We start from the raw sequence: 22,184 nt of genomic DNA on the forward strand, positions 1-22,184 counted from the left end.
GTTATAAGCCTTATAATATCAAATAGTTTTCGGTAGATGAGATCATATCAAAAGGGGTTCCGCTTTCACCCCCGGCCTGAAGGCCGGGGTCCTCCCGCTCCACCCCTTTACCCCGCAAGATAGACGGGAGGACCACCGAACAGAACAGGGGATGACTACGAGGCGAAAAAAAAGTATTAAAAAAGGATAGGGGGTTAATTGATCTGTTCCAATTTATACCCCTTCATGGCCAGCAATTCTTTGACCCTTTCCTTGTGGTTGCCCTGGAGTTCGATGGACGTGTCCTTGACAGTCCCGCCGCAGGCAAGTTTGGCTTTGAGGAATTTTGTGAGGTCTGCAAGGTCGATGTCGTAGGGATCGAGTCCTTCGATGATAGTGACTTCTTTCCCATATCGGCGTTTATTGATCTTGACCTGGATCCTCTGCTGTTCCTTTGCGACCTCCTCACAGATACACAGTTCCTTTGGTAGTCCGCATTTGGGACATATCCCACCATTCATTAGTTATACCTTCAAGTTCTCGTTATATATTTCTTGGCATGAATATCCTTTCCATCAGGTGAATATGTATTTTGAGGTGACCGATGCCTCCTCGCACCCCTCGTGATCGCACCCGTTATCCGCTCTGACAACAAACCAGAGATCGATGTCGCTGATGGTCCTCGGGACCGCCTCCCATGTCGGCAAGAGCACGATAGTCGCCGGGCTCTGCCGGGCCCTCAGAAACCGCCGAATTACGAACGCACCTTTTAAGTCCCAGAACATGAGCCTCAACTCCTGGGTGACGGCCGACGGCGCCGAGATCGGGATCGCCCAGGCCGAACAGGCGAGGGCTGCGGGTATCGAACCCGCCGCGGAGATGAACCCGATCCTCCTCAAGCCGAAGGGGGACATGGTCTCGCAGGTCGTCCTCTTCGGGCATCCCTATAAGGACGTGCGGATCGGGGAGTATTACCGGGAGACCGACGCACTCCTCGAACAGGCGGTCGGCGCATTTCGAGTGTTGGAGGCGCGCTATGGCACCGTTGTCGTCGAAGGCGCTGGCGGTGCGGCCGAGGTCAACCTCTATGACCGAGACATTGCCAATATGCGGCTTGCCCGGGAACTCCGCCTCCCGATCCTCCTTGTCGCCGACATCGAGCGCGGCGGGGTCTTTGCCCAGGCCTTCGGTACCATATCCCTCCTCCCCGATGACGTCCGCCCGCTGGTCGCCGGGATCATCGTCAACAAGTTCAGGGGAGACCTTTCTCTCTTCGACAGCGGGGTGAAGGCGCTGGAGGACCTCTGCGGCGTCCCGGTCCTCGGTGTCGTCCCGTACGCCGACCTCGGCATTGCCTCAGAGGACTCCCTCTCCATCGGGGACAAGCAGGCACGGGACAGCCCCATCAGGATCGCCGTCATCAGGCTCCCGCATATCGCGAACTTCACCGACTTCGAACTCCTCGAACGCCATGCCGCGGTCACCTATGTCAGGCCGGGCGAATCCCTCGCGGGCTACGACTGCATCATCCTCCCGGGCACCAAAAACACCATCGACGACCTTGCCGTCCTCCGTGCCGCGGGGACGGCCGACGAGATCTGCCGCATGCGAGAGGCGGGCGTGCCGGTCATCGGAATCTGCGGCGGGTACCAGATGCTCGGGACGCACCTTGCCGATGCCGGTTATGAGTCGGGAGAACCGGTCGAGGCAGAGGGGCTCGGTCTCCTCGATGTCTCGACCACCTTCTCGGCCTACAGGAAGACGACCCGGCAGGTACGGACCCGTGCCGCTCCTGTCCCGCCGCTCCTCATCCGGTTCGGCGAGGTGGAGGGCTACGAGATCCACATGGGCGAAAGCCGGAGGGCCGGTTGCAGGGAGGCCTTCGACGGCGACGGCGCGGTGAGTGACGACGGCCTCGTCTTCGGGACCTACCTCCATGGCATCTTCACCCGCCCCCCTGCTGCCGCCGCCCTTCTCTCGTATCTTGCCGGGAGAAAAGGGCTGGAGATCGAGGAAGAAGACGTTTACAGAGACCCGTACGACGACCTCGCCGCCCTTCTGGAGAGGCACCTGGATATGGAACATATTGTCGGGCTTGCTCTCGGGAGGGTACGATGATTTATGCCGGCAGGGAACGCACTCTCAGTACTGTGTCCGGAGACCCGGCTGCGGAGTGAGAGAGTATGGTGATGCGATGTTCCTTTACCCTCGATCCGGAGATGCTCGACAGCATCGACGCTTTTGCGAAAAAACATTCGATCGAGCGGAATGAAGCGATCCTTGAACTGATTGAGACGGGCTTTGCAAGCTTTGAGAGCGGTCAGGAGATCGAGATCAAGAAGCAGCGGGCATTCGAGGAGTTCATGACGATCAGGAAAGAGATCGACGGGCTCAAAGAAATCGTGCAGCACATGCGCGACGAACTCCGGCTGATTCATCACACAATCGAGTCTGATTACTGCAAGGAAGCCAGATGCGTCCCGTACCAGACGAGGAACATCTGGGACTACCTGATGAAAAGAAAGGAGTGACCGATGATCGTCAGGACTAACTGATGATCGTCAGGACTAACTGATGATCGTCAGGACTAACTGATGATCGTCAGGACTAACTGATGATCGTCAGGACTAACTGATGATCGACATGATACTCCTGAAGCCCTCGTTGCCATCGTCGTCGCACTCCACGGCGCTCACTTGCTCCATCTTCACCTCCCCGGTCGCCCGCTTCAGTATGCAGTAGGCGCGGGCCGGCGAGGTCACCCACCGCCTGTCCTCGCAGAACCGTACCGAGTGAACGCAGAACCGGCAGTTGTCCAGGGTCCGCGTCGCCCCTGCCTGGCAGGGAACCGCCCCTTTTTCGACCTTCAGCACCCGCATCTCACTCTCCCCTGTACCACACCGCCGCATACCCGGCGCCCGCGAGCACCCGGTCGGCCGCGGCGTGCCAGTCGTCGTCCCCGCCGGTGCCTGCATGGGGGACGACCTCCGTCTCCCACAGGGCCCTCAGCGCCGGGTCGTCTGTCCTCAGGTCGAGTCTCCCTTTCAGTTCGCCGATGACCTCCCCGTCGCGCAGTACCCGCATCCTGCAGCAGGCGAAGTCCCGGCAGAATGAAGGGCGGGAAGCATGGACCGTGCAGACGTACGTCCCCTTCTCCGCCCTGAGGAAGGGGCAGGCGGCAGGGTTGGTCCACTGGACGGATGGGCGCCTGAAGGCCGGGAGGGAGCGGTCCTCCACCCTTGCCGTGAATGTCTCCCCGGTGATCGCGACGGCGCACATGAACTCCTGCGGCCCGGTCTGCCGCAGGATCCTGACAGAGCGCCCGAAGCCCATGCAGCATCTGCCGCAGAGCGTGCAGGTGAAGGGCTCTTCTCTCATACCTCGTACTCTCCCCTGGCAGTCAATAGCCTTTTCTTTCCAGTAACTTCAAATGGTTTTTCGCGCCATTCTTCTTCACTATGAAGGTCTGCATCATGTGCGGGGGCGAAGGGACCCGCCTCCGTCCGCTCACCTTTGAGCGGCCCAAGCCCTGCATCCCGATCGTGAACCGGCCCTCGATCACCCATCTCGTTACCCACCTGGCCAACCTCGGTTTCACCGAGATGGTCATCACCCTCGGCTACAAGGGGGACGATATCGAACAGGCTCTCGGCGACGGTTCGCTCTTCGGCGCCGAGATCACCTATGTCCACGAGGACATCAAACTCGGGACGGCCGGTAGCGTCAAGAACGCCCAGCAGTTTCTCGACGGCGCCCCCTTTCTCGTGGTCGGTGGGGACCATGTGGCAGACCTCAACCTCCTGGAGTTCTACCGTGAGCACCTGAAACGCGATGCCATCGCCACCATCGGCCTCATCTCCATCGACGACCCCTCGGAGTACGGCATCGCCGAGATCGATGTGAACTATTGTATCAAACGTTTCAAAGAGAAGCCCGGCCCAGGCGAGATCTTTTCGAACCTCGCCTCCACAGGGATGTACGTCTGCAGCCCGGAGATCTTCGACTATATCCCGGCAGGAGAGAAGGTGGACTTTGCACGGAACGTTTTCCCGCGTCTCCTCGATGAGGGGAAGACCATCCGCGCCTGGCTTGCCCGCGGCAACTGGAGCGATGTGGGCAGCCCGCGGTCCCTGCGGCAGGCCGAACGCTGGAAACTCCAGGAGATCACGACGACGAACATCTCCGGCGACCTCCATGTGAAGGGTGCGAAGATCATCGGCCCGGTCTCCCTCGGCGGGTCCCTCTCCCTTGGCAACAACTCCCAGATCATCGGCCCGGTCTCGATCGGTAGAGGGACGACCATCGAGAGCAATGTTCTCATCGGTCCGTACACGAGCATCGGGGAGGACTGCGTGATCAAGAGCAACGCGAAGATCTTCTCTGCCTCCATCTACAATCAGGTCGTCATCGGCAATGGCACCACAGTCTCGGGGGCGATCCTGGACAATGAAACCATCGTCGGCGACGGATGCTCCATCGAGAACGACACGGTCATCGGCCCGCGGGTCGTCATCCAGAACCGGGTGACCGTCCACTCCGGGACCCGCCTCTGGCCCGAGGTGATCGTGCCTGATGGGTCTGTCGTCAAGGAGCACGTCCTCAACGACAAATACGACGTGCGCTACGAGGGGTCGTAAGGGGCCTCACTTTTTTTGGGTTATGGGGCCGCGGCCGTACGGGCGATGGTCCTCGGGTTGAGAATGTGGGAAGGGCAGTGGATCGATACCTCCTCAAGTGGACTCCGCCACCAGTCCCCCGAGTTAAGATAGGTGTGGATGGCAATTCTCCCCCTCAGGATCTCCTGTTCGTTCTTCCCGGGGCCAATCGCACGTGGGGGTCCGGGGGCAACGAGCGCCAGCGAGTTCGAGAAGACCATCGGGTCTTCGAGGAGCCCCCGGTCTAGATTGATGGGAAGGCGGTGGATCGGTGTCTCACGCCGGGGACTACCGCCCCCGGTCCCCCGGTGCAGGATAGGCAGGGGATTGCCGTAGCGATATCCACTGGTTCTTCAGATCTCTCTTCCGATCCACCTTCAGTCCCTGCTCTCCCATCCCTCACCCTATCCTAATTTTGGGGCCTGGAGGGCTTGCCCCCCGGGATCCGATTGAGGGATGGCAGTTGTACGGGTGTGCAGTGTCAGAATACCTGTCCATGGGGACAAAACCCGCCCTCCGTTCCCGTACACCAGCACAGGTCGACACTTCAAACAGACGCTCTGAAAAAAAGGATATTAACGGGTCTTATCCGGCCGCCCCTCTAACTCTGCCGCACCAGGCGGTGCGTGATGGCGACGAGGGGGTGACGGGCATAGTCCATGACCTTGATGTCGTCGAGGGTCCTGAGGTTCTGAGCGTGGGCAGTCCTCTCCATCCCGAGCTCAAAATTCTCGGTGACATTGATGATATAGGCATCGAGGGTCTTGTACCCAAGCCTCTTTGCGGCGATCGCACGGTGGTGGCCGTCGACAAGGATGTAACGGCCCGGGCGCTTCACCACGATCAGGGGCTCGGCCAGGCCCTTCTTGATCTCGTATATCCTCCCCTCCAGTTCGTCCTCGTAGATCTTCGCCTGGGTGGGAAGGAGCTGGTCGATGGGGACGAAACCCCGCGACAGGGTCGGTTCGATGCCGTGGAGGCGCCTGAGCGTGTCCATAAAATTGTAGACCTTCTCCGGGGAGACATGCTCGATCTGCGACCTGATCACGTCGGCATTCGAGATGATCCCGATAAGGTGGTTGTTCTCGTCCACCACCGGGAGTTTCTGGATCCCTGACCTGAAGATCACGCGGGCGGCGTCGTTGACGCTCATCTCCGGGTCGGCAACGATGAGATGGCGGCTCATGACTCGCTCGACCGGCGTTCCCGGGTGGATCGTCAGGAGGTCCCGGGCGGAAATATAGCCCACGACCTCTTTTTTATCGTTGATGACCGGGAAACCGTCGTGTCTGGTCTTCTGGATCTTGTCGATGACGTCCTTGGCCGTTTCGTTGGCGCCGACGGTGACGACATCATAGGTCATGTAATCCTTGACCCGCTTTTTATCCATTAACATCTCTTGTAACCAAGGCTACATCAAGGATTCGGTGATATATAGTGTTTACGAAAAAAAGAGGGAGAATTGGCGGTTACTCGATCGGGATGACCGCACCCTTCTCGACCTCAACTTTCTTAAAGCGGACCTCGAGGACGCCGTTCTTGAAGGTGGCGCTCGCGCTTTCTTCCCTGACTTCGGCCGGAAGAGATACCACCCTTTTCATGGTTCCGTAGAAACGCTCCCGCATGACATATCCCTCCTCGCCGCCTTCCCTCTCTTCCTTCTGGACGGCTGCAATCTCAAGGAGTCGCGGGTTGATGAGCCGCAGCGAGATGTTCTCCTTCTCGGCGCCCGGGAAGTCCGCGACGACGATCACCTCGTCTTCGTGGGTATAGACGTCCACCCTCGGCCCTTCCCCCCTGAGCATGGGGAGGGCGCGGGCCGGTGCCGACTCGGCGATAAGGGACTGGAAGCGTCCCTCCATCTCTGCCCGCATCTCGTTCATCACCTCGTCGAAATCTCTCCAGAATGAGTATAATCCGCGTTTTTGTGCCATATTTTCTCTTCTCCTCGCACCCTATGGGTGGTGCTAACCTCTCGTTAGTATTTATTATATTTATACGTGCTCTATGGTGTGCCGACAGCGTCCTTTATGGCCTGGGGATACGATTGAGTACATAATGGTCAGCAAACCAAAGACGCGCACCCCGGAAGAGAAAGATTCCGGGAAGAAAACGAAGACCCAGATCGCGATGCTGGTCTTCGGTGTGCTCTTTGCCTTCCTCATGGTGGCTTCGTATGCCGTCCCGGCAATGAGCGCGTTCAAGAGCGTACAACCTGGAGATTCTGTCCTGGTCGACTGCACCATCCGCGATGACGCGGGCATTCCGATCCTTACGACGAGCCAGCAGATCCAGGCCGATGAGTATGCAAAGAAGCGGGCCGTCTTCCTCACCTCCCCGATGAGCCTGGTCGGCGGGGCTGAGTCATCGGAAGACACCTTCATCTACCCGGTGCCGGCAGTCGTTCCGGGCATCACACAGGGCGACTTCGGCATCCTCCCCTGGGAGATGGCCGCCCTTAACAAGGGTATTCTCGGCATGCACGAGCTGAAGACGAAAAAGATCCCGATCAACACCGAGTCCTCCTCCATCACTGTTGGGGCGAACGAGTCTGACCGTCTGGGCCTGAACTTCTCCGAGGTCAATGTCGGCGACCGCTTCATCAGGCAGATGACGATCACGAAGAATGCAACGGTCTTCACCGACCCGGAGTCCTCGATATCGTACCTCCGTATCGGGAAGGTCACCGAGAAGAATAACGAAAACCTGACAGTCGACTTCACCTATGCCACGGCCGACGTGACTGTCAGGTCGATCACCTCCGCGTGATCCCCGGTGGGTATTTATACCCCCGCTCTCTTCTTTTGCCCATGACACTGACTATCCTCTGCTATTTTCAGGAGGGCTGCATGGGGTGCATGGAGCAGGAACCGATCAACCGCGAGGTCGAGCGCACCTTCGGGGTGATGTTCGAGGAACGTGACGCCGTCATGCATCCCGAGGACATCCAGACATACGCCCTCACCGTGACCCCCACCATCCTCGTCATCGTGGACGGCGAGGTCAAAGAACGGTTCGAGGGCGTCGTCCACACCGAGACTCTCGGAGAGGCGATCGAGAAGTACCGGTGAACAGGATTCCGGTGAGGGGGTCATGGCGGTCGATGGGCATATCGGCTGTGGAGAATAGTTCGCATTTTTGTCGGGTGACTCTTTTCTCCCATAAAATCGCTGATCGGACGCCTTCCCCTGAAATCGAACCGGGGGACTACCGCCCCCGGCCCCCCGGTACAGGATAGGAGGGAGGGACAACCCTCCTCATCCTCATCTCAAGATCTGCCTTCCCCTGCCTAATCCTGAGCGGGGACGAGCATCAGCGAGTTCGAGAAGACGAAGTCCCCGGGTGACATCCAGGAGGAAGGCAATGGATACGCGCGTTCCCTCATGGGATCAGGAGTATACATCGACCAGAGCATGAGGGAATCTACAAACCTCAGAGCCCGGAAAAAGATCTCTCTCAAAAAACGATGTGAAAGGTGTGCGGACAGGGCGGTACCCCCGCCCCCCTGGCCTCACACCCGGTATCCGTAGATCCGCTTGATCTTTTTTGCAACTGTCTTCCAGCCTTCCTTTCTGAGGACCGGCCCGTCACGCAGTTTGATGTGGGAGATACGGAACTTTATCCTGTCGAAGGTATAGACCTCGTCGACGGCGAAGAACTCCTCGCCATCGCACTTTTTGTAGAGCGGGAGGGTCTTGGCCTTGTCGTGGACTGACACCCTGACCACCACCTCCTCGATTGCACGCGTCCAGAGTGCGGTGATCTCCGGCGCCTGCGCCTTTATGACCCGCCTTTCTCCCACCTCGATCGCCGTCACTTCGACCGAGACGCCTTCCTCGCCGCACTCGGCGACGAGGTAATCGCCGACAGAACAGACATCCTCTTCGAGGAGTTCGACGGTGCAGACCTCTGACTCCTGCTCGCGGCTCACGATCGCCTTCACTGAGAAGGTCTTTTCTATGGGTATGGGAACATGATGGACGGCCCCGCAGACGGTGCAGCGCACCAGGAGGTCGCCCGCCTCCTTGAGGAGGTCATGATCGGTTTCGTCCTCGCACTGCGGACAATAGATGGTGATGTACATTTCAATAGAATAAGGGTACACCATTATTAAAGGATGAAGGCACAGGACACTATCCACTGTTTCGGGCACGTCAATGTGCGGGCCCTCCACCGCACCACCTTTGAGGTGACGAAGGAGGCCGACCTTTCGCCGGCCGGCGACTGTATTATCGGGGTCTCTGCTGACAAAGGCGCTGCCGATCTCGATCCCGCACTGAAGGTTCTGCTCGCCGACGACCGTGCCGAGGTGACCACCCGCCTCTGTGCCGGGGGCGTCGAGGTCGTCGTCAGGTCGCACGGCAGCGCCGCCTTTTCCCTCGACCATCCTGCAGACCTCGTCTGGCGGCGGAGCACCTTCGCCTGCGGCAGGACCGTGGCCGTCGGGTCGGACACTGTCGCGGGAACGATCGACAGGCGACTCATCGCCGCCCTTGCCACTGGTGCCGAACTCGTCGTCGAGATCGAGGCGTCTACCCCAGAGTAGTGCCGCGGGAAACGACCGATAGCGGAGAAAGTCTCCAGCGTGATTTCGAAAATCTCCGGCTCTGGAGAATTTCTGATCTGGCGTGCCTGCGCCGGGGGACTAAGCCCCCGGACCCCCGCTCAGGATAGGCAGGGATACGGCAATCTCCTTTCTTTGGCTATCCTGTTCTCTCTTCCCTGGTCCAATCCTGATTTCGGGGGTCCGGGGGTGTCAGTCCCCCGGAGGAGAGTGTGGAAAAGACGGTTGATCGGTGCATTCCCTCAGGGAATCAGGAGGAGACATCGACCCAATCCGGCCCGACTCTCCAGACCCCCCGTTATACTCCGTCCACCACCTACCCCTGAGTCAGGGCCGTGATCTTCATCTCGGCCTCTTCGAGCAGTCGCTCGCAGCGGCGGATCAGATCCTCGCCGCGCTCGTACAGGGCGATGCTCTCCTCGAGGCTCGTCGAGTTGTCCTCGATCTTTTTTATTGTCTCTTTCAGTTCGTTCAGGAGTTCTTCATACGTCTCTGTCATGACTCACACGCTCCGTGATGACCATACATGTCCCGTCGGCAAATCTCAGGTCGAGGCGGTCGCCCACTGCGACCCCCTCCACCGAGCGCACCACCTCCCCGTCCCTCCTCACCAGCACATAGCCGCGGCGCACCGGTGCGAGGGGGTCAGACGCCTTCATTCGGGCCGCAAGCCCGGAGAGGACGAGGTGCTCCCGCCCGGTCCGTCCCTGATAGCCCCGCCTCATCCGCTCCTCCAGGTCTGCAATCTGCTGCCTCCCCTCCTCGGTGCGCCGGCGGAGACGGTCGGGCCTGAACCTCAGGGAGAGGGCATCGAGGTCGGCACGGCAGCGGTCGACCTTCCCGAGGACGGCGTCCTGTAACCTCAGTCTGTCCTTATCGAGACCGGCGCGGAGGTCGGCACGGTCGGGCGCGGCCAGTTCCGCGGCTGCCGAAGGCGTCGGCGCCCGCAGGTCGGCCGCAAGGTCGGCAAGGGTCACGTCCACCTCGTGGCCCACCGCACTGATCACCGGCGTCGTGCACGCCGCGATCGCCCGCACCACCTCGGGCCTGTTGAAAGGGAAGAGGTCCTCGAAACTCCCGCCGCCCCGTGCAACGATCAGCACGTCGGCCAGACCGTCGGCCCGCCTGATCGCCTCTGCGATATCCAGGTGGGCCGTCTCCCCCTGCACCGCCGTCGGCGAGAGGAGAACCTCGACAGGGTACCGCCGGGCGAGGACATTTTCGATATCGTGAAGCACCGCGCCCGACGGCGAGGTGACGACGGCGACACGCCGCGGGAAGGGTGGGATCGCCCTCTTCCGTGCCGCCGCGAAGAGGCCCTCGGCCGCGAGATCCCTCTTCCAGCGCTCGACAAGGAGATGCTTCTCCCCCTCCCCTGCGAGTCGCATGTCCTCCACATAGAACTGGTACTTCCCCTGCGGTTCGTACAGGCCCACGTGGCCGTAGGCGATGACGTCCATCCCGTTCGCCGGTTCAAAGGCGAGCGCCCGTGCGCTCCCCCGGAACATCACCGCGCCGATGACCGCACTCTTCCCACCCCTCGCCTCGGAGAGCGAAAAATAGCAGTGGCCCGAGGAGGCATGGGTGTAGTTCGTCACCTCGCCCCGCACCCAGCACCCGGCCAGCACCGGGAGGTCGAGGGCGTCCCTGATGATCGCCGTGATCTCAAGAACCCCCCGCACCCCGTCCAGCCCAGGATCCATTGTTTTTATCGTGGGTCGAGGACCTATAAGAACCTGTCATGGGCCGCCTTGCCGTCTCAAGCATGTTCTTCCATGAATACCCCCTCGACGAGATCTTCGCCTCTGTTGAGGAGGCAGGCCTCACCGGCGTCGAGTTCTGGGTCGAGACCCCGAGCTTCTGGCTGCGCGGCCTCCCCTTCGCCGACCTGGAGGCCGCGGTCAGGGCCTACCCGGCCCTTGCGCCGATCACCGTCCATGCCCCTGTCCTCGATCTCAACCCCTGCTCCATCAACCCCCGCGTCGCCGCCGCCTCCCAGCAGTACGCCGTCGAGGCCGTCGACCTCGCCTGTGCCGTCGGTGCGGAGGTGGTCACCGTCCACCCTGGTCGCAGGACGGCAAAAAGGCGCCCGAGCGCCTATGACTACGAACACTTCAGGATCTATCTCGCGCGCCTGCGGGACGCCGCGGAAAGGACAGGAATCAGGGTTGCGATCGAGAACATGGAACAGACGATCAACTCCCTCCTCAGCACCCCCGAAGAGATGCAGGAAGTCCTCGACGTCAACCCCTGGCTCTCCTTCACCCTCGACGTCTCCCACGCGATGGCCGTCTCGCCCGCCGTTGTCGGGCAGTACATCGACCTCTGTGGCGACCGACTTGCCAACGTCCACCTGAGCATTGCAGACGGTCGGAAGATGCACCTCCCTGTCGCCGGGAACAGGTATGCGCGGGACGTTGTCGGGGCCCTTGCCGCTGCGGGTTACGACGGGTGCCTCACCCTTGAGATCGAGGACAGGAATTTTTTTCATCCGCTCTCGGTCGAGGAGAAGATCACCGTTTTACGGCAGGAAAAAGAGTTTCTTGAGTGCTGTCTCCCCTGAACGCTGGTTTTAAGAACTCACAGTACATATCACCCTATAGTACTACATTTATGAACGATAGTTGGATAATGAGCCGTACACCGGCGTGGCAGCGATGACACCCGATGAAATCATATTAAGTGGCTTATTCATCGCATGTCTTGCCCTTTCAGGTTTTTTCTCCAGTTCTGAAGTCGCCCTTATATCGATCACGCGGGCAAAAGTCCGCACCCTCGTCAATGAGGGGAAAAAGGGCGCCGACGCTCTTGCACGCCTGAAGGAATTCCCGGACCACATCCTGATCGCCATTCTCATCGGCAACAATGTCGTCAACGTCGCCGCAGCCTCGATTGCGACTGCGATCGCCATCGAACGCTTCGGGAGCGCCGGCGTCGGGATCGCCACCGGTTTTGTCGTCATCCTCATGCTCGTCTTCGGCGAGATCGGGCCGAAGACCTACGCGTCGAGGTACACCGAGAAACTGGCCCTCTTTGCCGCCCCGATAATCCTCTTCCTCACGAAACTTCTCCTCCCCATCCTCTGGTTCTACGATCGGCTGAGCGCTCGCTTCGCTCCGGGTTCAGGCCTCGCCGAACCCGCGATCACCGAGGAGGAGATCAAGGAATGGATCGATGTCGGCGAGGAAGAAGGGATGATCGAGGAGGAAGAGCGGCAGATGCTCTACTCTGTCTTCAGGTTCGGTGAGACGACCGCCCGCGAGATCATGACTCCCCGCGTGGACGTCGTGCTGATCGAGGACGTCAGTTCCCTGGAGAACGCGATCACTCTCTTCAACGAGACCGGCCTCTCGCGCCTACCCGTGTACCACGACCAGATCGACAACATCGTCGGTGTCCTCAACATCAAGGATGTCTTTGCTGCCGAGTTCTCCAAAAAAGAGGTTGTCACGATCAAGGAACTGATGCACGACGCCTACTTTGTCCCGGAGAGCAAGATGATCGACGACCTCCTCAAGGAGATGCAGCTCCGGAAGGTCCATATGGCCATCGTCATGGACGAATACGGCGGTTTTGCCGGTGTCGTCACCGTCGAGGACATCCTCGAGGAACTTGTCGGCGAGATCCTTGATGAATTCGACGAAGAGGAACCCTCTATCCAGAAACTCGGCGAAGGCGTCTATATGGTGGACGCGCAGGTCTGGGTCGAACACCTCAACGAGGAACTCGGCACGAGTCTCCCGGTCGGTGAGTCGTATGAGACTCTTGGCGGCCTCCTCTTCACCATCCTCGGCCACATACCTCTCCGCGGCGAGGTCGTAAAACTGGCGAGCGGCGTCACCATTGCGGTGATGCAGATGCGTGGACGGCGGATCGTGAAGGTCAAACTGATCCTCCCGCCTCCCGCGGCAGGGGAGGGAGAGAATCGTTAATACCTCCCCGCGCCGACGTGTGAGCATGAAGCGCATTGCAGTGCTGGCATCAGGGAGGGGCTCCAACTTCCAGGCCGTCCTCGACGCAATCTGTGCCGGTACGATCAGGGCCGGGTGCGTCAGGCTGATCACCGACAAACCCGGCGCCTACGCGATCACCCGCGCGGAACAGGCCGGCATCCCGGTGACAGTCCTCGACCACGCCTCGTACCCCTCGAAACAGGCCTACGAGGCCGACCTGCTTGCGGCAATGCGGGACTGCGGCGCCGACATTTTTGTGCTTGCAGGCTACATGCGCATCGTCGGCGACGCTATCGTGGAGGCCTTTGCAGGGAGGATGATCAATATCCATCCCGCCCTCCTCCCCAGTTTCACCGGCCTCCACGCGCAGAGGCAGGCGATCGAGTACGGCGTGAAGGTGACCGGGTGCACGGTCCACTTCGTCGATACAGGGCTTGACAGCGGGCCTATCATCATCCAGGCCTGTGTCCCTGTCCTTGACGGCGACGACGAGGATACCCTTGCGGATCGGATCCTGGTCGAGGAGCACCGCGTCCTTCCCCGGGCCGTGTCACTCCTCTGCGACGACCGTATCCTGGTCGAAGGACGGCATGTCAGGATCCTGCCGCCGCCCAAGGCTCTTTGAGTTTGTGCGATCAATCTGGTTCTATACGATGGCCATGCGATGGAAATCCCGCACCTCAGGCACAAAACGGATCGCGGAGGAGCGGATCGCCCGCCTCTTTGCCCTTGCCAGTGAAACCTTCGGATCGGAGCCGGCCTTTGCAAACCGTTATGTGGCGCTCGCCCGCCAGATTGCGATGCGCCAGCGTATTTCGATCCCGCGGGACCTGCGGCACCGGTTCTGCAGGCGGTGTTCTTCGTACCTCGTGCCGGGCGCCAATGCCAGGGTGCGGGTGCAGCGCGGGAAGGTGATTGTCACCTGCCTTGCATGTGGCCATCAGAAAAGGTATCCGGTGGTGAAGAGACATCGAAAAGAATGAACTGTTCCAGGAACTCAAGCCGACTGTCTGGATCGGCAAAAACGGCTATTCGGAGACTCTCATTGAGGAGATCAGGCTCCAGTTGAAGGAGCGGAAGTACATCAAGATCAAGTGGCTCCGCAGCACCGATGTGGACCCCGAGGAACTCGCACGTCTCGCCCGGGTCGACCTGGTGGGTGTGCGCGGGCGAACGATTGTGCTTGCCGAACGGGGCCGTGGCGGGAGTCAGGGCCGCTGATCCGGTCCCTCCTTTTCTCCCGGGTTTCCGGTTTGATTGCCAGAAAACTCCGGGGATTTCCCGCTCGAAATATATAAAAACATCCATGGCAAATAGATAAAGACTGGTAACATCGATCGTTACAGTGAGGTTAACCAATGACAACTGTATATGACATCCCGGCTGAGATGCTCATTCCGCAGGCTGCTCGCGATCTTAAGGAGCTCCCTGTTATCCAGCCACCTGAATGGGCAGCAGTCGTCAAGACCGGGATCCACAAGGAGATGCCTCCCGAGGACCCTGACTGGTGGTACACGAGGGTAGCATCCGTTCTTCGCCGGATCTATATCGACGGTCCGGTCGGCGTTGAGAGACTGAGAAGCGCATATGGTGGAAACCGGGACCGCGGCTCGAATCCGAGCCAGTTCCGGAAGGGAAGCGGGTCCATCCCGAGAAAGGCACTCCAGCAGCTCGAAGCTGCAGGTTTTGTCGAGAAGGTCAAAGGCGGCCGGCAGATTTCGGCGCAGGGCCGTGCCTTTATGGACGGCGTCGCGCACGGTCTCCGGGCCGCGGCGACCGAAGCTGCACCCGAGCTGGCGCGCTACTGATGCGGTGAGGGATGCTGATGGGTGACGATGAACTCTCTGAGATCAGACGCAGAAGAATGGAGCAGCTCCAGCGGCAGTCTGCCGAACAGCAGGAGGATATGGAGCGCCAGAAAAGAGCTGAATCAGAGATGCAGCTTGCGCTCATGCAGATCCTGGAACCTGAAGCGCGGGAACGGCTGAACACGATCAAACTCACCAAACCTGAGTTTGCCCGTGCGATCGAGCAGCAACTTGTGATGCTTGCCCAGAGCGGCCGGATCCGGCAGAAGATCACGGATGAGCAATTCAAGGCGCTGCTTGTGCAGGTCGCCCCGCCGAAAAAAGAGTTTCGCATCACACGAAAATAGATGAAAGCCGGTCTTCTCTTCAGCGGAGGAAAGGACAGTGCCCTCGCGGCTCTGATGCTCGCGAGGGACTACGAGGTCGAACTCAATACCTTTGTCTTCGACCCTGAGCGTGAGCTGCCGTCGGTCGAGGCGGCAGCCCGTGCGCTCGGCTTTCCCTGGCACAAAAGGTCGTTCGGCCTGGAATATCGTGACGAGGCGGCGCGCATGGTGCTCGCCTCGGGCTACCCGAACGACGCCATCACCGCTGTGCACCGGCGGGCCGTCGAGGCCCTTGCGCAGGAGTACGGGGTGGTCGGAGACGGCACGCGGCTCAACGACCGGGTGCCGATGCTGACGAAGAGCGATGTTCTCCGCATCGCGGACCGGTACGGGTGTTCTTATGTCCGACCCCTCCTCGGATATGGGAAGGCCGAGGTGCAGCGTCTTGCCGGACGATACCTTATCGTCGCGAACGGTGAGACGGGCACCCTCGAGAACGGGGACTACGAGTACGAGATCAGGGCCGCCATCGAGCGCATGGGGCACCCGTGTGCGGGGCTTTTCCCCGCGCACCATGGGCAGTCCCTTGTCGTTGGTGCGACCGGCACCTGAGAGATTGGTGATAACCATGAGCAAGGTATCAAAAGGCCGGAAAATTCGGCTGGCTAAGGCGTGCATGCAGAACCGGCGCGTTCCTGCATGGGTGATGATTCGGACGAAGCGCCAGGTGGTATCCCACCCGAAGAGGCGCATGTGGAGAAGAAGCACGCTGAAGGTGTAGAGACATGGTCGAAGTCTTAAAAGAGCAGATTTATGTTGTTCCTCTTCGCAGCACCAGACGCGCTCCCCGGTGGAAGCGCTGTAATGTTGCGGTGAAGGACATCAGGGCGTATCTCGTCCGTCACATGAAGAGTGAGAACGTCAGGCTTGACAGCAGCATCAACGAGAAGGTCTGGGAGCACGGCAGCCAGAAACCTCCGGCGCAGATCCGTATCCGTGCCATGAAGTTCGAGGACGGCCAGGTCCAGGCCGAACTCGCTGAGGAGTGAAATGCAAAGAACGATCGCCTTTGCCGCAGATCCCCATATCGGTGTCTTTGCGCGGGCCTTTGAGGAGTTCGCCGTCGTGCCGCCCACCGCACCCGACGCATTTGTGGCGGGCATAGCCGAGGCGCTCGACGTCGAAGTTGTCAGGACAACCATTCAGGGGTCTTCGATCATCGGCTCGCTCCTTGCCGGGAACTCGAACGGCATGGTGGTCAGCGGTCTCGTGACCGAAGACGAACGTGCCGTCCTGGAGGAGTACGGCGAGGTAATGACCCTCGGGACCTCGATGAATGCAGCCGGGAATGTGATCCTCGCGAACGACCAGTTCGCGGCGGTGCACCCCGAGATGTCGATCGAGGAGGCTGAGGCGGTCGGGACGTTCCTCGGCGTGCCGGTCAGACGCCTCACCTTCGGCGGGATCAAGACCGTCGGGATGGCGGCAGTCGCCACGAACAAAGGTGTGCTCATCCATCCGCGGAGCAGCGACACTGAGGTCGCCCGTCTTGTTGAATGTGCCGAAGGCCTCCAGATCGGGGCCGGGACCGTCAACATGGGCGGCGGCCTTGTGGGGACCGGCGTCCTTGCAAACAGCAAGGGGTATATTGCCGGGCTTGAGACCACCGGTTTTGAGCTTGGAAGAATAGAGGAAGTTTTTGGCTTTCTGGAGTGATGTATAATGGCTATGCAGAGTTATGAAATCACAGGTGCCTGCCTGATCGGCGACTCCTGGCAGCCCTTCACGAAGGTGGTCTCGGCCCCGAACGAGGATGTTGCCCGGGAACACGTCTTCACTGATATTGGCAGCAAACACCGCCTGAAGAGAAATTATATCTCAATCAAGGGCGTTACGGTAGTAGGTGAGTAAAAATATGGATGAGGCCGACCCGCGGGAGCTGCAGTCGCTCCAGTATTATCTGAACGAGTACGGACAGCAGGCAGAGGTCTTTGCCCGCCAGCTGGAGATGCTGGAGCAGCAGAGACTTGAATCCCTCGCAGCGGTCGAGACCCTCCAGTCCCTGGGCGGTGCGGAGGACGGAACGGTTCTTCTCCCCCTCGGCGGCGGTGTCAGTGTCAGGGTGCAGGTGCCTGACCCGGACCAGGTGCTCGTTGCCATCGGGGCAGGGGTGACGGTCGGACGGAGTTCCGCCGGGGCCGTATCCTATCTCGAAGACCGGGCTCGCGAGCTCGAAGCCTCTGAAAAGAAACTTTCCGAGACAATCGAGAAGATCCGGGCACAGATGAACGAAATCGCAGCCCGGCTCGACGCCGCCTACCGCCAGCAGCAAACGGCTCCGGGCAGGTAATCCCCATGTTTGAGGGCCTCAAGAACAAATTACAGGGCATCAGGGAGAAGTTCGGGAAGTCCATCGGGGATGCGGCCGGCCCTGATGTGCGCGAAGAGGAAAGGCCGGTAACAATCCCTGCGCCGCAGCCCGAAACCGTATCAAAGCCTGTTTTGCCGGAGGCCAGGAAGGCCCCGGTCGAGCCTGAAAAGGCCGTCCCCGTACCGGTCAAAATCGTCCCGGTCGAACCGAAGAAGCCTGAAGGGCTGGCCTCCCGTTTCAAGTCACTGGTGATCGAGCGCGAACTCATCGTTTCTGAGAAGGACATCGAGGAACCCCTGACCGACCTTGAAATGGTCCTCCTGGAGAACGATGTCGCCCTGGAGGTCTCGGACGCGATCCTCGCCTATATGCGTGAGGACCTCGTCGGGAAGCACCGAAAGATCGGTACCCCTGTGGACGAGATCGTCAGTACGGCTCTTCGCGGGGCGCTCCTCAGGGTGCTCGGGGACGGTTTCGACCTCCCTGCTTACATCGACAGCCACGAGAAGCCGGTGAAGATCCTGGTGACCGGCGTGAACGGCACCGGCAAGACGACGTCGATCGCGAAGATGGCCCATTACCTGATGGAGAACGGTTACTCAGTCGTCCTTGGCGCTGGCGACACCTTCCGGGCCGGTGCGATCGAGCAGATCGCGGAGCACGGTCGGAGGCTGAATGTCAAGGTGATCCACCACCAGGAAGGATCCGACCCTGCGGCCGTCCTCTTCGACACGGTGGACTACGCAAAGGCCCACGGGATCGATGTCGTGCTCGGCGACACGGCCGGCCGGTTCCACAACAGGAAGAACCTGATGAACCAGCTCGACAAGATCCGCCGGGTGGTGAAGCCCGACCTCGTCGTGTACGTCGACGAGGCTGTGGCCGGGAACGACGCCGTGGTCAGGGCGAAGGACTTCAACTACCTCGTCGGGACCGATGCCGTGATGCTCACGAAGGCCGACATGGACCCGCGGGGCGGGGCGGCCATCTCGATCGCCCAGACGATCGGGAAACCGATCCTCTTCCTGGGTACCGGTCAGGCCTACGGCGACATCGTGCCCTTCAGGCCCGAGGCCGTCGTAGACGAACTCCTTGGAGTGGAAAAATAATGTTAGACTCGCTCAGTTCATCCCTGAAAGACGCGTTGAAGAAGATTGCAGGCAAGACTGTCGTCGACCGCGCGGCGGTGGAGGAGCTGGTGCGGAGTCTCCAGCGCGCCCTGCTGCAGGCAGACGTGAATGTCAAGCTCGTGATGCAACTCTCCCAGTCGATCAAGACGCGGGCACTCGATGAAGAGCCGCCGAAAGGGATGAACGTGCGCGAGCATGTCCTGAGGATCGTTTACCAGGAACTGGTCAGCCTGATGGGCGGGGCCGGGAAGGTGGACCTCGCGCCGCAGACGATCCTGATGGCCGGTTTGCAGGGGAGCGGCAAGACTACAACGACCGCGAAACTCGCCCGCTATTTCCAGAGGAAGGGTCTCAAGGTCGGGCTGGTCTGCGCCGACACCTTCAGGCCGGGCGCCTACAGCCAGCTCGCCACCCTTGCCGGGAAGATCAATGTCCCGATCTTCGGGGATCCGGACGAGACCGATGCCCTGAAGATCGTCCGCGAGGGGATAAAGCACTTTGCCGGGGCCGAGGTCGTGATCATCGACACCCAGGGGCGCCACGCCCTTGAGGACGACCTGATCGAGGAGATCGTCAATATCAACGAGATCGCACGGCCCGAACACCGCTGGCTTGTCATCGACGCTGCTCTCGGCCAGCAGGCGTCCGAACAGGCGCGCCGTTTCAACGAGGCTATCGGGATCGACGGCGTACTGATCACGAAGATGGACGGCACGGCCAAGGGCGGCGGCGCCCTCTCCGCGGTCTCGGAGACAAAGAGCGGGATCGTGTTCATCGGCGCTGGCGAGACGATCGACGACCTCGAACGCTTCGAACCCGACGGTTTCATCTCCCGTCTCCTTGGCATGGGCGACCTGAAGGCCCTGGCCGAGAAAGCCGAGGAGGTGATGGCCGACGAGGAGATGGACGTCAACGCCATGTTGCGGGGCAAGTTCACCCTGCGGGACATGTACAAGCAGCTTGAGGCGGTGAACAAGATGGGGCCCCTCAAGCAGGTGATGTCCATGCTCCCTCTCGGTGGCCTCCAGATCCCCGACGATGCCTATGACGTCACCTCGACCAAGATGGACCGGTACAAGGTAATCATGGACTCGATGACGAATGTCGAGCTCGAAGATCCCCAGGTCATCTCGGGGTCGCATGTCCAGCGGATCTCCCGCGGCGCCGGCGTCTCTCCCGATGACGTGCGTGAACTCCTGAAATATTACCGGACCATGCAGAAGGCGCTGAAGGGGATGCGGGGGAGCAAGTTCTCCATGCAGCGCATGATGAAGCGCTTCGGGAAGATGCAGTAGATGAGACGTTTTGTGGTGGTCGGTCATCTTGCGTGCACCGACCCGGACTTTTCTTTCAATGATCTGCCAGGCGCCGGCAGGATGGACGAACTCTGCCGGTGCGTGGCAGCGTCCCTCTGCCTCTCCCACGGGATGAGGAAGGACGCAGAGTGCTGGCTTATCCTTCTCGGGGGGCCGAAGGCGCCAAAGACGATCCGTTTTTCAGGCGACGGCATGAGAAATCTCAGCCCCGACGAGCGGAACATTGCCGGCCTCATCAAGAAGGCCCTTGCCCTCCCCTGCGGCACGGTCTTCCGGGAGTCAACTCCCGGGGTCTCTGCGCGCAAGGGCGGTCTTGCCGAGGTGCTCGCCGGGTGCGGGTGCGCGGTGCTCGACGAGGGAGGGGAGGACGTGCGGAAGGTTTCGTCCCTTCCCGACACTTTCCTCCTCTCCGACCACCTGAACTTTACCGACGAAGAACAGGAGGCGATAGCAGGGCTGCCGGCGTACTCCCTCGGCCCTGCCGTCCTCCATGCCGACCAGGCGATTGTGGTCCTGCAGAACGAGCAGGACAGGAGAGAGAGAGGATGGATCTGATCGAGACGGTCGGGGCGATCCTTGAGTATGGCCCGATCTGTGATCATTGCCTCGGGCGTTTCTTCGGGAAACGCTCGTTCGGGCTGTCTAATGATGAACGGGGGCATGCCCTGCGGACGGCATATGCCCTGGTGAAGAACGAGCCTTTTGCCGGAGAACCTGACGAGTGCTGGGTCTGCGGAAGGCTTTTCGACCATGTCGACCTCTGGGCCGAACGGGTCGTTGCGGCCGTGGAGGGGACCGAGCACGCAACCTTCCTTGTAGGAACGCGTGTGCCCCCCCTCATGGCCGAGAGCGAGGAGATGGTCTGGAGCGACCTCTCCCTCGCCGACCCCGAACCCCTGAAGTCGGAGGCGAACCGTGAGGTCGGCAAAGCGGTCTCGGCCCTGAACGGGAAGGTCGTCGACTTCAAGCGCCCCGACGTCGTCGCCATCCTGAACCTTGCAGAGGACAGGGTGGAGATCGAGATCAACCCGGTCTATTTCCGGGGCCGGTACTTCAAGTACGAACGGGGCATCCCGCAGACGCACTGGGACTGCCGGGTCTGCGGCGGCAAGGGGTGCGAGAGGTGTAATTTCACCGGGAAGATGTACGCCGACTCGGTCGAGGAACTCATCGGGAAGAGCGCGATGGAGGCATTTGATGCCGAGAACGCGGTTCTCCACGGTGCCGGGCGGGAGGACATCGATGCCCGGATGATCGGGAGCGGTCGTCCTTTCGTGATGGAAATGATGAACCCCCGGAAGAGAGATGTGGATCTCGCCGAACTCGAGGCTGAGATCAACCGGTATGCCGAAGACCGCGTTGGGGTGAAACTGACCGGATGGAGTTCTCACTCCGAAGTGGAAACCCTTAAATCGAACAAAGCGCATAAAAAATACAGGATTCTCGTTGAGGTCGGTGGAGAGATCTCCATAGACGAACTCAGATCCGCACTTGTCCTGTTGAACGGGGCAGTGATCCACCAGCGCACCCCACAAAGGGTTGCACACCGGAGGGCCGATCTGATCCGGGATCGCCAGGTGATCGACATCCAGTCGCCCGGGATGCAGGATGGCAGGTTTGTCATCGAGGTCGTCGGCGAGGCCGGACTGTATATCAAGGAACTGGTCTCGGGCGACAGCGGGCGGACGAATCCCAGTCTTGCCGGGATCCTGGGCAAAGACGCTCATGTAACCAGCCTCGATGTAGTGCTGGTGGAAGAACCAGGGAGTGGTGAATGCAATGGCACATCATAACGGTCCAAGGAAGAAGACACGGTATAAGTTTAAGAAGGATCTCAGACGCCGCGGTCTGGTCCCTCTCACGGCAGTGATCCAGAAGTTCGAGATGGGGCAGAAGGTCCACATTGTCTGTGAACCGAGCATCCAGAAAGGAATGCCCCACCGCAGGTTCCACGGGAAGACCGGCACCGTTATCGGCCAGCGCGGCCGTGCATGGCTTGTCGAGATCCCGGACGGAAATGCAACGAAGATTGTAATTTCGAGACCACAACATCTAAAGCCTCAGAGGCAATAAATCTGCACG

32 protein-coding genes are annotated in these 22,184 nt (G+C 60.3%); 24 read left to right on the plus strand and 8 right to left on the minus strand.

Features of this window, described 5'->3' with window-relative positions; genetic code table 11:
- Positions 1–194: 194 nt before the first annotated feature.
- Positions 195–500 carry a stress response translation initiation inhibitor YciH gene (gene yciH / locus PHP59_RS03850; protein ID WP_300163870.1) on the minus strand — a complete coding sequence of 102 codons (306 nt, stop codon included), beginning with the start codon at positions 498–500 and terminating at the stop codon, positions 195–197.
- A 145-nt stretch (positions 501–645) separates the two neighbouring features.
- Here yciH and PHP59_RS03855 point away from each other — a divergent pair, with 145 nt between their 5' ends.
- Both PHP59_RS03855 and PHP59_RS03860 read left to right on the plus strand, forming a co-directional pair.
- Positions 646–2,097 carry a cobyric acid synthase gene (locus PHP59_RS03855; RefSeq protein WP_300163872.1) on the plus strand — a complete coding sequence of 484 codons (1,452 nt, stop codon included), beginning with the start codon at positions 646–648 and terminating at the stop codon, positions 2,095–2,097.
- A gap of 65 nt (positions 2,098–2,162) precedes the next feature.
- Positions 2,163–2,510: a type II secretion system protein E gene (locus tag PHP59_RS03860; protein WP_300163875.1), complete on the plus strand. Its 348-nt coding sequence runs from the start codon at positions 2,163–2,165 to the stop codon at positions 2,508–2,510.
- A 96-nt stretch (positions 2,511–2,606) separates the two neighbouring features.
- Here the strand turns inward: PHP59_RS03860 and PHP59_RS03865 are convergent, their stop codons facing one another.
- On the minus strand, positions 2,607–2,858 hold the full coding sequence (locus PHP59_RS03865; protein ID WP_300163878.1) for a hypothetical protein: 252 nt from the start codon (positions 2,856–2,858) through the stop codon (positions 2,607–2,609).
- A gap of 1 nt (position 2,859) precedes the next feature.
- Positions 2,860–3,357, minus strand: coding sequence for a YkgJ family cysteine cluster protein (locus PHP59_RS03870; RefSeq protein WP_300163881.1), 498 nt, complete (start codon positions 3,355–3,357; stop codon positions 2,860–2,862).
- Between the two features lie 80 nt (positions 3,358–3,437).
- Between PHP59_RS03870 and PHP59_RS03875 the strand changes: the two genes are divergently transcribed.
- Positions 3,438–4,616 (plus strand): NDP-sugar synthase, encoded by a 1,179-nt coding sequence (locus PHP59_RS03875; RefSeq protein WP_300163884.1) that lies wholly within the window; start codon positions 3,438–3,440, stop codon positions 4,614–4,616.
- 619 nt (positions 4,617–5,235) lie between these two features.
- Here the strand turns inward: PHP59_RS03875 and PHP59_RS03880 are convergent.
- Positions 5,236–6,024, minus strand: a complete 789-nt coding sequence (locus PHP59_RS03880) for a CBS domain-containing protein (protein ID WP_300163887.1) — start codon at positions 6,022–6,024, stop codon at positions 5,236–5,238.
- A gap of 79 nt (positions 6,025–6,103) precedes the next feature.
- The gene (locus PHP59_RS03885) at positions 6,104–6,568 is read right to left on the minus strand and encodes an Hsp20/alpha crystallin family protein (RefSeq protein ID WP_300163890.1); all 465 of its coding nucleotides are present in this window, start codon (positions 6,566–6,568) and stop codon (positions 6,104–6,106) included.
- Between the two features lie 124 nt (positions 6,569–6,692).
- Here PHP59_RS03885 and PHP59_RS03890 point away from each other — a divergent pair, with 124 nt between their 5' ends.
- Positions 6,693–7,403 carry a hypothetical protein gene (locus PHP59_RS03890; protein WP_300163893.1) on the plus strand — a complete coding sequence of 237 codons (711 nt, stop codon included), beginning with the start codon at positions 6,693–6,695 and terminating at the stop codon, positions 7,401–7,403.
- A 41-nt stretch (positions 7,404–7,444) separates the two neighbouring features.
- Entirely contained in the window at positions 7,445–7,705 is a 261-nt protein-coding gene (locus tag PHP59_RS03895; RefSeq protein ID WP_300163896.1) for a thioredoxin family protein, read from the plus strand.
- A gap of 440 nt (positions 7,706–8,145) precedes the next feature.
- Here PHP59_RS03895 and PHP59_RS03900 read toward each other — a convergent pair whose 3' ends face one another.
- A complete protein-coding gene (locus PHP59_RS03900) occupies positions 8,146–8,718 on the minus strand; it encodes an HVO_0476 family zinc finger protein (protein WP_300163898.1) in 573 nt (190 codons plus the stop codon).
- Positions 8,719–8,751: 33 nt separating this feature from the next.
- Here PHP59_RS03900 and PHP59_RS03905 point away from each other — a divergent pair, with 33 nt between their 5' ends.
- Positions 8,752–9,180, plus strand: coding sequence for a DUF371 domain-containing protein (locus tag PHP59_RS03905; RefSeq protein ID WP_300163901.1), 429 nt, complete (start codon positions 8,752–8,754; stop codon positions 9,178–9,180).
- Positions 9,181–9,514: 334 nt separating this feature from the next.
- Here PHP59_RS03905 and xseB read toward each other — a convergent pair whose 3' ends face one another.
- Both xseB and xseA read right to left on the minus strand, forming a co-directional pair.
- Complete coding sequence (xseB, locus tag PHP59_RS03910) at positions 9,515–9,697, minus strand: exodeoxyribonuclease VII small subunit (RefSeq protein ID WP_300163904.1); 183 nt, start codon at positions 9,695–9,697, stop codon at positions 9,515–9,517.
- Positions 9,681–10,901 (minus strand): exodeoxyribonuclease VII large subunit, encoded by a 1,221-nt coding sequence (xseA, locus tag PHP59_RS03915; RefSeq protein WP_300163907.1) that lies wholly within the window; start codon positions 10,899–10,901, stop codon positions 9,681–9,683. Before xseA ends, xseB begins: the two co-directional genes overlap by 17 nt.
- Before the next feature lie 38 nt (positions 10,902–10,939).
- Here xseA and PHP59_RS03920 point away from each other — a divergent pair, with 38 nt between their 5' ends.
- From PHP59_RS03920 to PHP59_RS04005, 18 genes are all read left to right on the plus strand, one after another.
- On the plus strand, positions 10,940–11,761 hold the full coding sequence (locus PHP59_RS03920; protein ID WP_300163910.1) for a sugar phosphate isomerase/epimerase: 822 nt from the start codon (positions 10,940–10,942) through the stop codon (positions 11,759–11,761).
- A gap of 94 nt (positions 11,762–11,855) precedes the next feature.
- Positions 11,856–13,130, plus strand: coding sequence for a hemolysin family protein (locus tag PHP59_RS03925; protein ID WP_300163985.1), 1,275 nt, complete (start codon positions 11,856–11,858; stop codon positions 13,128–13,130).
- 25 nt (positions 13,131–13,155) lie between these two features.
- A complete protein-coding gene (gene purN / locus PHP59_RS03930; protein WP_300163913.1) occupies positions 13,156–13,776 on the plus strand; it encodes a phosphoribosylglycinamide formyltransferase in 621 nt (206 codons plus the stop codon).
- A gap of 28 nt (positions 13,777–13,804) precedes the next feature.
- Positions 13,805–14,134: a ribonuclease P protein component 4 gene (locus tag PHP59_RS03935; RefSeq protein ID WP_366943717.1), complete on the plus strand. Its 330-nt coding sequence runs from the start codon at positions 13,805–13,807 to the stop codon at positions 14,132–14,134.
- 1 nt (position 14,135) lies between these two features.
- Complete coding sequence (locus tag PHP59_RS03940) at positions 14,136–14,372, plus strand: YhbY family RNA-binding protein (protein WP_366943718.1); 237 nt, start codon at positions 14,136–14,138, stop codon at positions 14,370–14,372.
- Between the two features lie 137 nt (positions 14,373–14,509).
- Complete coding sequence (locus tag PHP59_RS03945; RefSeq protein ID WP_067049433.1) at positions 14,510–14,959, plus strand: 30S ribosomal protein S19e; 450 nt, start codon at positions 14,510–14,512, stop codon at positions 14,957–14,959.
- 17 nt (positions 14,960–14,976) lie between these two features.
- Positions 14,977–15,306, plus strand: coding sequence for a DNA-binding protein (locus PHP59_RS03950; RefSeq protein ID WP_300163918.1), 330 nt, complete (start codon positions 14,977–14,979; stop codon positions 15,304–15,306).
- Complete coding sequence (locus PHP59_RS03955; RefSeq protein ID WP_300163921.1) at positions 15,307–15,897, plus strand: alpha hydrolase; 591 nt, start codon at positions 15,307–15,309, stop codon at positions 15,895–15,897.
- Positions 15,898–15,913: 16 nt separating this feature from the next.
- On the plus strand, positions 15,914–16,066 hold the full coding sequence (locus PHP59_RS03960) for a 50S ribosomal protein L39e (RefSeq protein ID WP_083523350.1): 153 nt from the start codon (positions 15,914–15,916) through the stop codon (positions 16,064–16,066).
- Positions 16,067–16,070: 4 nt separating this feature from the next.
- The gene (locus PHP59_RS03965; protein WP_300163925.1) at positions 16,071–16,334 is read left to right on the plus strand and encodes a 50S ribosomal protein L31e; all 264 of its coding nucleotides are present in this window, start codon (positions 16,071–16,073) and stop codon (positions 16,332–16,334) included.
- Position 16,335: 1 nt separating this feature from the next.
- Positions 16,336–17,001, plus strand: coding sequence for a translation initiation factor IF-6 (locus PHP59_RS03970; protein ID WP_300163928.1), 666 nt, complete (start codon positions 16,336–16,338; stop codon positions 16,999–17,001).
- A 12-nt stretch (positions 17,002–17,013) separates the two neighbouring features.
- Entirely contained in the window at positions 17,014–17,196 is a 183-nt protein-coding gene (rpl18a, locus tag PHP59_RS03975) for a 50S ribosomal protein L18Ae (protein ID WP_328585442.1), read from the plus strand.
- 4 nt (positions 17,197–17,200) lie between these two features.
- Positions 17,201–17,635 carry a prefoldin subunit alpha gene (gene pfdA / locus PHP59_RS03980; RefSeq protein ID WP_300163933.1) on the plus strand — a complete coding sequence of 145 codons (435 nt, stop codon included), beginning with the start codon at positions 17,201–17,203 and terminating at the stop codon, positions 17,633–17,635.
- A 5-nt stretch (positions 17,636–17,640) separates the two neighbouring features.
- Positions 17,641–18,765, plus strand: coding sequence for a signal recognition particle-docking protein FtsY (gene ftsY / locus PHP59_RS03985; RefSeq protein ID WP_300163936.1), 1,125 nt, complete (start codon positions 17,641–17,643; stop codon positions 18,763–18,765).
- Positions 18,765–20,081 carry a signal recognition particle protein Srp54 gene (locus tag PHP59_RS03990; RefSeq protein ID WP_300163939.1) on the plus strand — a complete coding sequence of 439 codons (1,317 nt, stop codon included), beginning with the start codon at positions 18,765–18,767 and terminating at the stop codon, positions 20,079–20,081. Before ftsY ends, PHP59_RS03990 begins: the two co-directional genes overlap by 1 nt.
- Positions 20,082–20,657, plus strand: a complete 576-nt coding sequence (gene trmY / locus PHP59_RS03995; protein WP_300163941.1) for a tRNA (pseudouridine(54)-N(1))-methyltransferase TrmY — start codon at positions 20,082–20,084, stop codon at positions 20,655–20,657. It begins immediately after the preceding gene.
- Entirely contained in the window at positions 20,648–21,895 is a 1,248-nt protein-coding gene (locus PHP59_RS04000) for a tRNA pseudouridine(54/55) synthase Pus10 (RefSeq protein ID WP_300163944.1), read from the plus strand. The genes trmY and PHP59_RS04000 overlap by 10 nt, the downstream gene beginning before the upstream one ends.
- Positions 21,882–22,175 carry a 50S ribosomal protein L21e gene (locus PHP59_RS04005; protein WP_067049467.1) on the plus strand — a complete coding sequence of 98 codons (294 nt, stop codon included), beginning with the start codon at positions 21,882–21,884 and terminating at the stop codon, positions 22,173–22,175. The genes PHP59_RS04000 and PHP59_RS04005 overlap by 14 nt, the downstream gene beginning before the upstream one ends.
- Positions 22,176–22,184 lie beyond the last annotated feature (9 nt).

Source organism: Methanofollis sp., assembly GCF_028702905.1.
GTDB lineage: Archaea > Halobacteriota > Methanomicrobia > Methanomicrobiales > Methanofollaceae > Methanofollis.

What these genes read in the sequence shown, in the direction of transcription:
- yciH (WP_300163870.1), bottom strand. Translation starts at nt 500, where the DNA reads ATGAATGGTGGGATATGTCCCAAATGCGGACTACCAAAGGAACTGTGT.
- PHP59_RS03855 (WP_300163872.1), top strand. Translation starts at nt 646, where the DNA reads ATGTCGCTGATGGTCCTCGGGACCGCCTCCCATGTCGGCAAGAGCACG.
- PHP59_RS03860 (WP_300163875.1), top strand. Translation starts at nt 2,163, where the DNA reads ATGGTGATGCGATGTTCCTTTACCCTCGATCCGGAGATGCTCGACAGC.
- PHP59_RS03865 (WP_300163878.1), bottom strand. Translation starts at nt 2,858, where the DNA reads ATGCGGGTGCTGAAGGTCGAAAAAGGGGCGGTTCCCTGCCAGGCAGGG.
- PHP59_RS03870 (WP_300163881.1), bottom strand. Translation starts at nt 3,357, where the DNA reads ATGAGAGAAGAGCCCTTCACCTGCACGCTCTGCGGCAGATGCTGCATG.
- PHP59_RS03875 (WP_300163884.1), top strand. Translation starts at nt 3,438, where the DNA reads ATGAAGGTCTGCATCATGTGCGGGGGCGAAGGGACCCGCCTCCGTCCG.
- PHP59_RS03880 (WP_300163887.1), bottom strand. Translation starts at nt 6,024, where the DNA reads ATGGATAAAAAGCGGGTCAAGGATTACATGACCTATGATGTCGTCACC.
- PHP59_RS03885 (WP_300163890.1), bottom strand. Translation starts at nt 6,568, where the DNA reads ATGGCACAAAAACGCGGATTATACTCATTCTGGAGAGATTTCGACGAG.
- PHP59_RS03890 (WP_300163893.1), top strand. Translation starts at nt 6,693, where the DNA reads ATGGTCAGCAAACCAAAGACGCGCACCCCGGAAGAGAAAGATTCCGGG.
- PHP59_RS03895 (WP_300163896.1), top strand. Translation starts at nt 7,445, where the DNA reads ATGACACTGACTATCCTCTGCTATTTTCAGGAGGGCTGCATGGGGTGC.
- PHP59_RS03900 (WP_300163898.1), bottom strand. Translation starts at nt 8,718, where the DNA reads ATGTACATCACCATCTATTGTCCGCAGTGCGAGGACGAAACCGATCAT.
- PHP59_RS03905 (WP_300163901.1), top strand. Translation starts at nt 8,752, where the DNA reads ATGAAGGCACAGGACACTATCCACTGTTTCGGGCACGTCAATGTGCGG.
- xseB (WP_300163904.1), bottom strand. Translation starts at nt 9,697, where the DNA reads ATGACAGAGACGTATGAAGAACTCCTGAACGAACTGAAAGAGACAATA.
- xseA (WP_300163907.1), bottom strand. Translation starts at nt 10,901, where the DNA reads ATGGATCCTGGGCTGGACGGGGTGCGGGGGGTTCTTGAGATCACGGCG.
- PHP59_RS03920 (WP_300163910.1), top strand. Translation starts at nt 10,940, where the DNA reads ATGGGCCGCCTTGCCGTCTCAAGCATGTTCTTCCATGAATACCCCCTC.
- PHP59_RS03925 (WP_300163985.1), top strand. Translation starts at nt 11,856, where the DNA reads ATGACACCCGATGAAATCATATTAAGTGGCTTATTCATCGCATGTCTT.
- purN (WP_300163913.1), top strand. Translation starts at nt 13,156, where the DNA reads ATGAAGCGCATTGCAGTGCTGGCATCAGGGAGGGGCTCCAACTTCCAG.
- PHP59_RS03935 (WP_366943717.1), top strand. Translation starts at nt 13,805, where the DNA reads ATGGCCATGCGATGGAAATCCCGCACCTCAGGCACAAAACGGATCGCG.
- PHP59_RS03945 (WP_067049433.1), top strand. Translation starts at nt 14,510, where the DNA reads ATGACAACTGTATATGACATCCCGGCTGAGATGCTCATTCCGCAGGCT.
- PHP59_RS03950 (WP_300163918.1), top strand. Translation starts at nt 14,977, where the DNA reads ATGGGTGACGATGAACTCTCTGAGATCAGACGCAGAAGAATGGAGCAG.
- PHP59_RS03955 (WP_300163921.1), top strand. Translation starts at nt 15,307, where the DNA reads ATGAAAGCCGGTCTTCTCTTCAGCGGAGGAAAGGACAGTGCCCTCGCG.
- PHP59_RS03960 (WP_083523350.1), top strand. Translation starts at nt 15,914, where the DNA reads ATGAGCAAGGTATCAAAAGGCCGGAAAATTCGGCTGGCTAAGGCGTGC.
- PHP59_RS03965 (WP_300163925.1), top strand. Translation starts at nt 16,071, where the DNA reads ATGGTCGAAGTCTTAAAAGAGCAGATTTATGTTGTTCCTCTTCGCAGC.
- PHP59_RS03970 (WP_300163928.1), top strand. Translation starts at nt 16,336, where the DNA reads ATGCAAAGAACGATCGCCTTTGCCGCAGATCCCCATATCGGTGTCTTT.
- rpl18a (WP_328585442.1), top strand. Translation starts at nt 17,014, where the DNA reads ATGCAGAGTTATGAAATCACAGGTGCCTGCCTGATCGGCGACTCCTGG.
- pfdA (WP_300163933.1), top strand. Translation starts at nt 17,201, where the DNA reads ATGGATGAGGCCGACCCGCGGGAGCTGCAGTCGCTCCAGTATTATCTG.
- ftsY (WP_300163936.1), top strand. Translation starts at nt 17,641, where the DNA reads ATGTTTGAGGGCCTCAAGAACAAATTACAGGGCATCAGGGAGAAGTTC.
- PHP59_RS03990 (WP_300163939.1), top strand. Translation starts at nt 18,765, where the DNA reads ATGTTAGACTCGCTCAGTTCATCCCTGAAAGACGCGTTGAAGAAGATT.
- trmY (WP_300163941.1), top strand. Translation starts at nt 20,082, where the DNA reads ATGAGACGTTTTGTGGTGGTCGGTCATCTTGCGTGCACCGACCCGGAC.
- PHP59_RS04000 (WP_300163944.1), top strand. Translation starts at nt 20,648, where the DNA reads ATGGATCTGATCGAGACGGTCGGGGCGATCCTTGAGTATGGCCCGATC.
- PHP59_RS04005 (WP_067049467.1), top strand. Translation starts at nt 21,882, where the DNA reads ATGGCACATCATAACGGTCCAAGGAAGAAGACACGGTATAAGTTTAAG.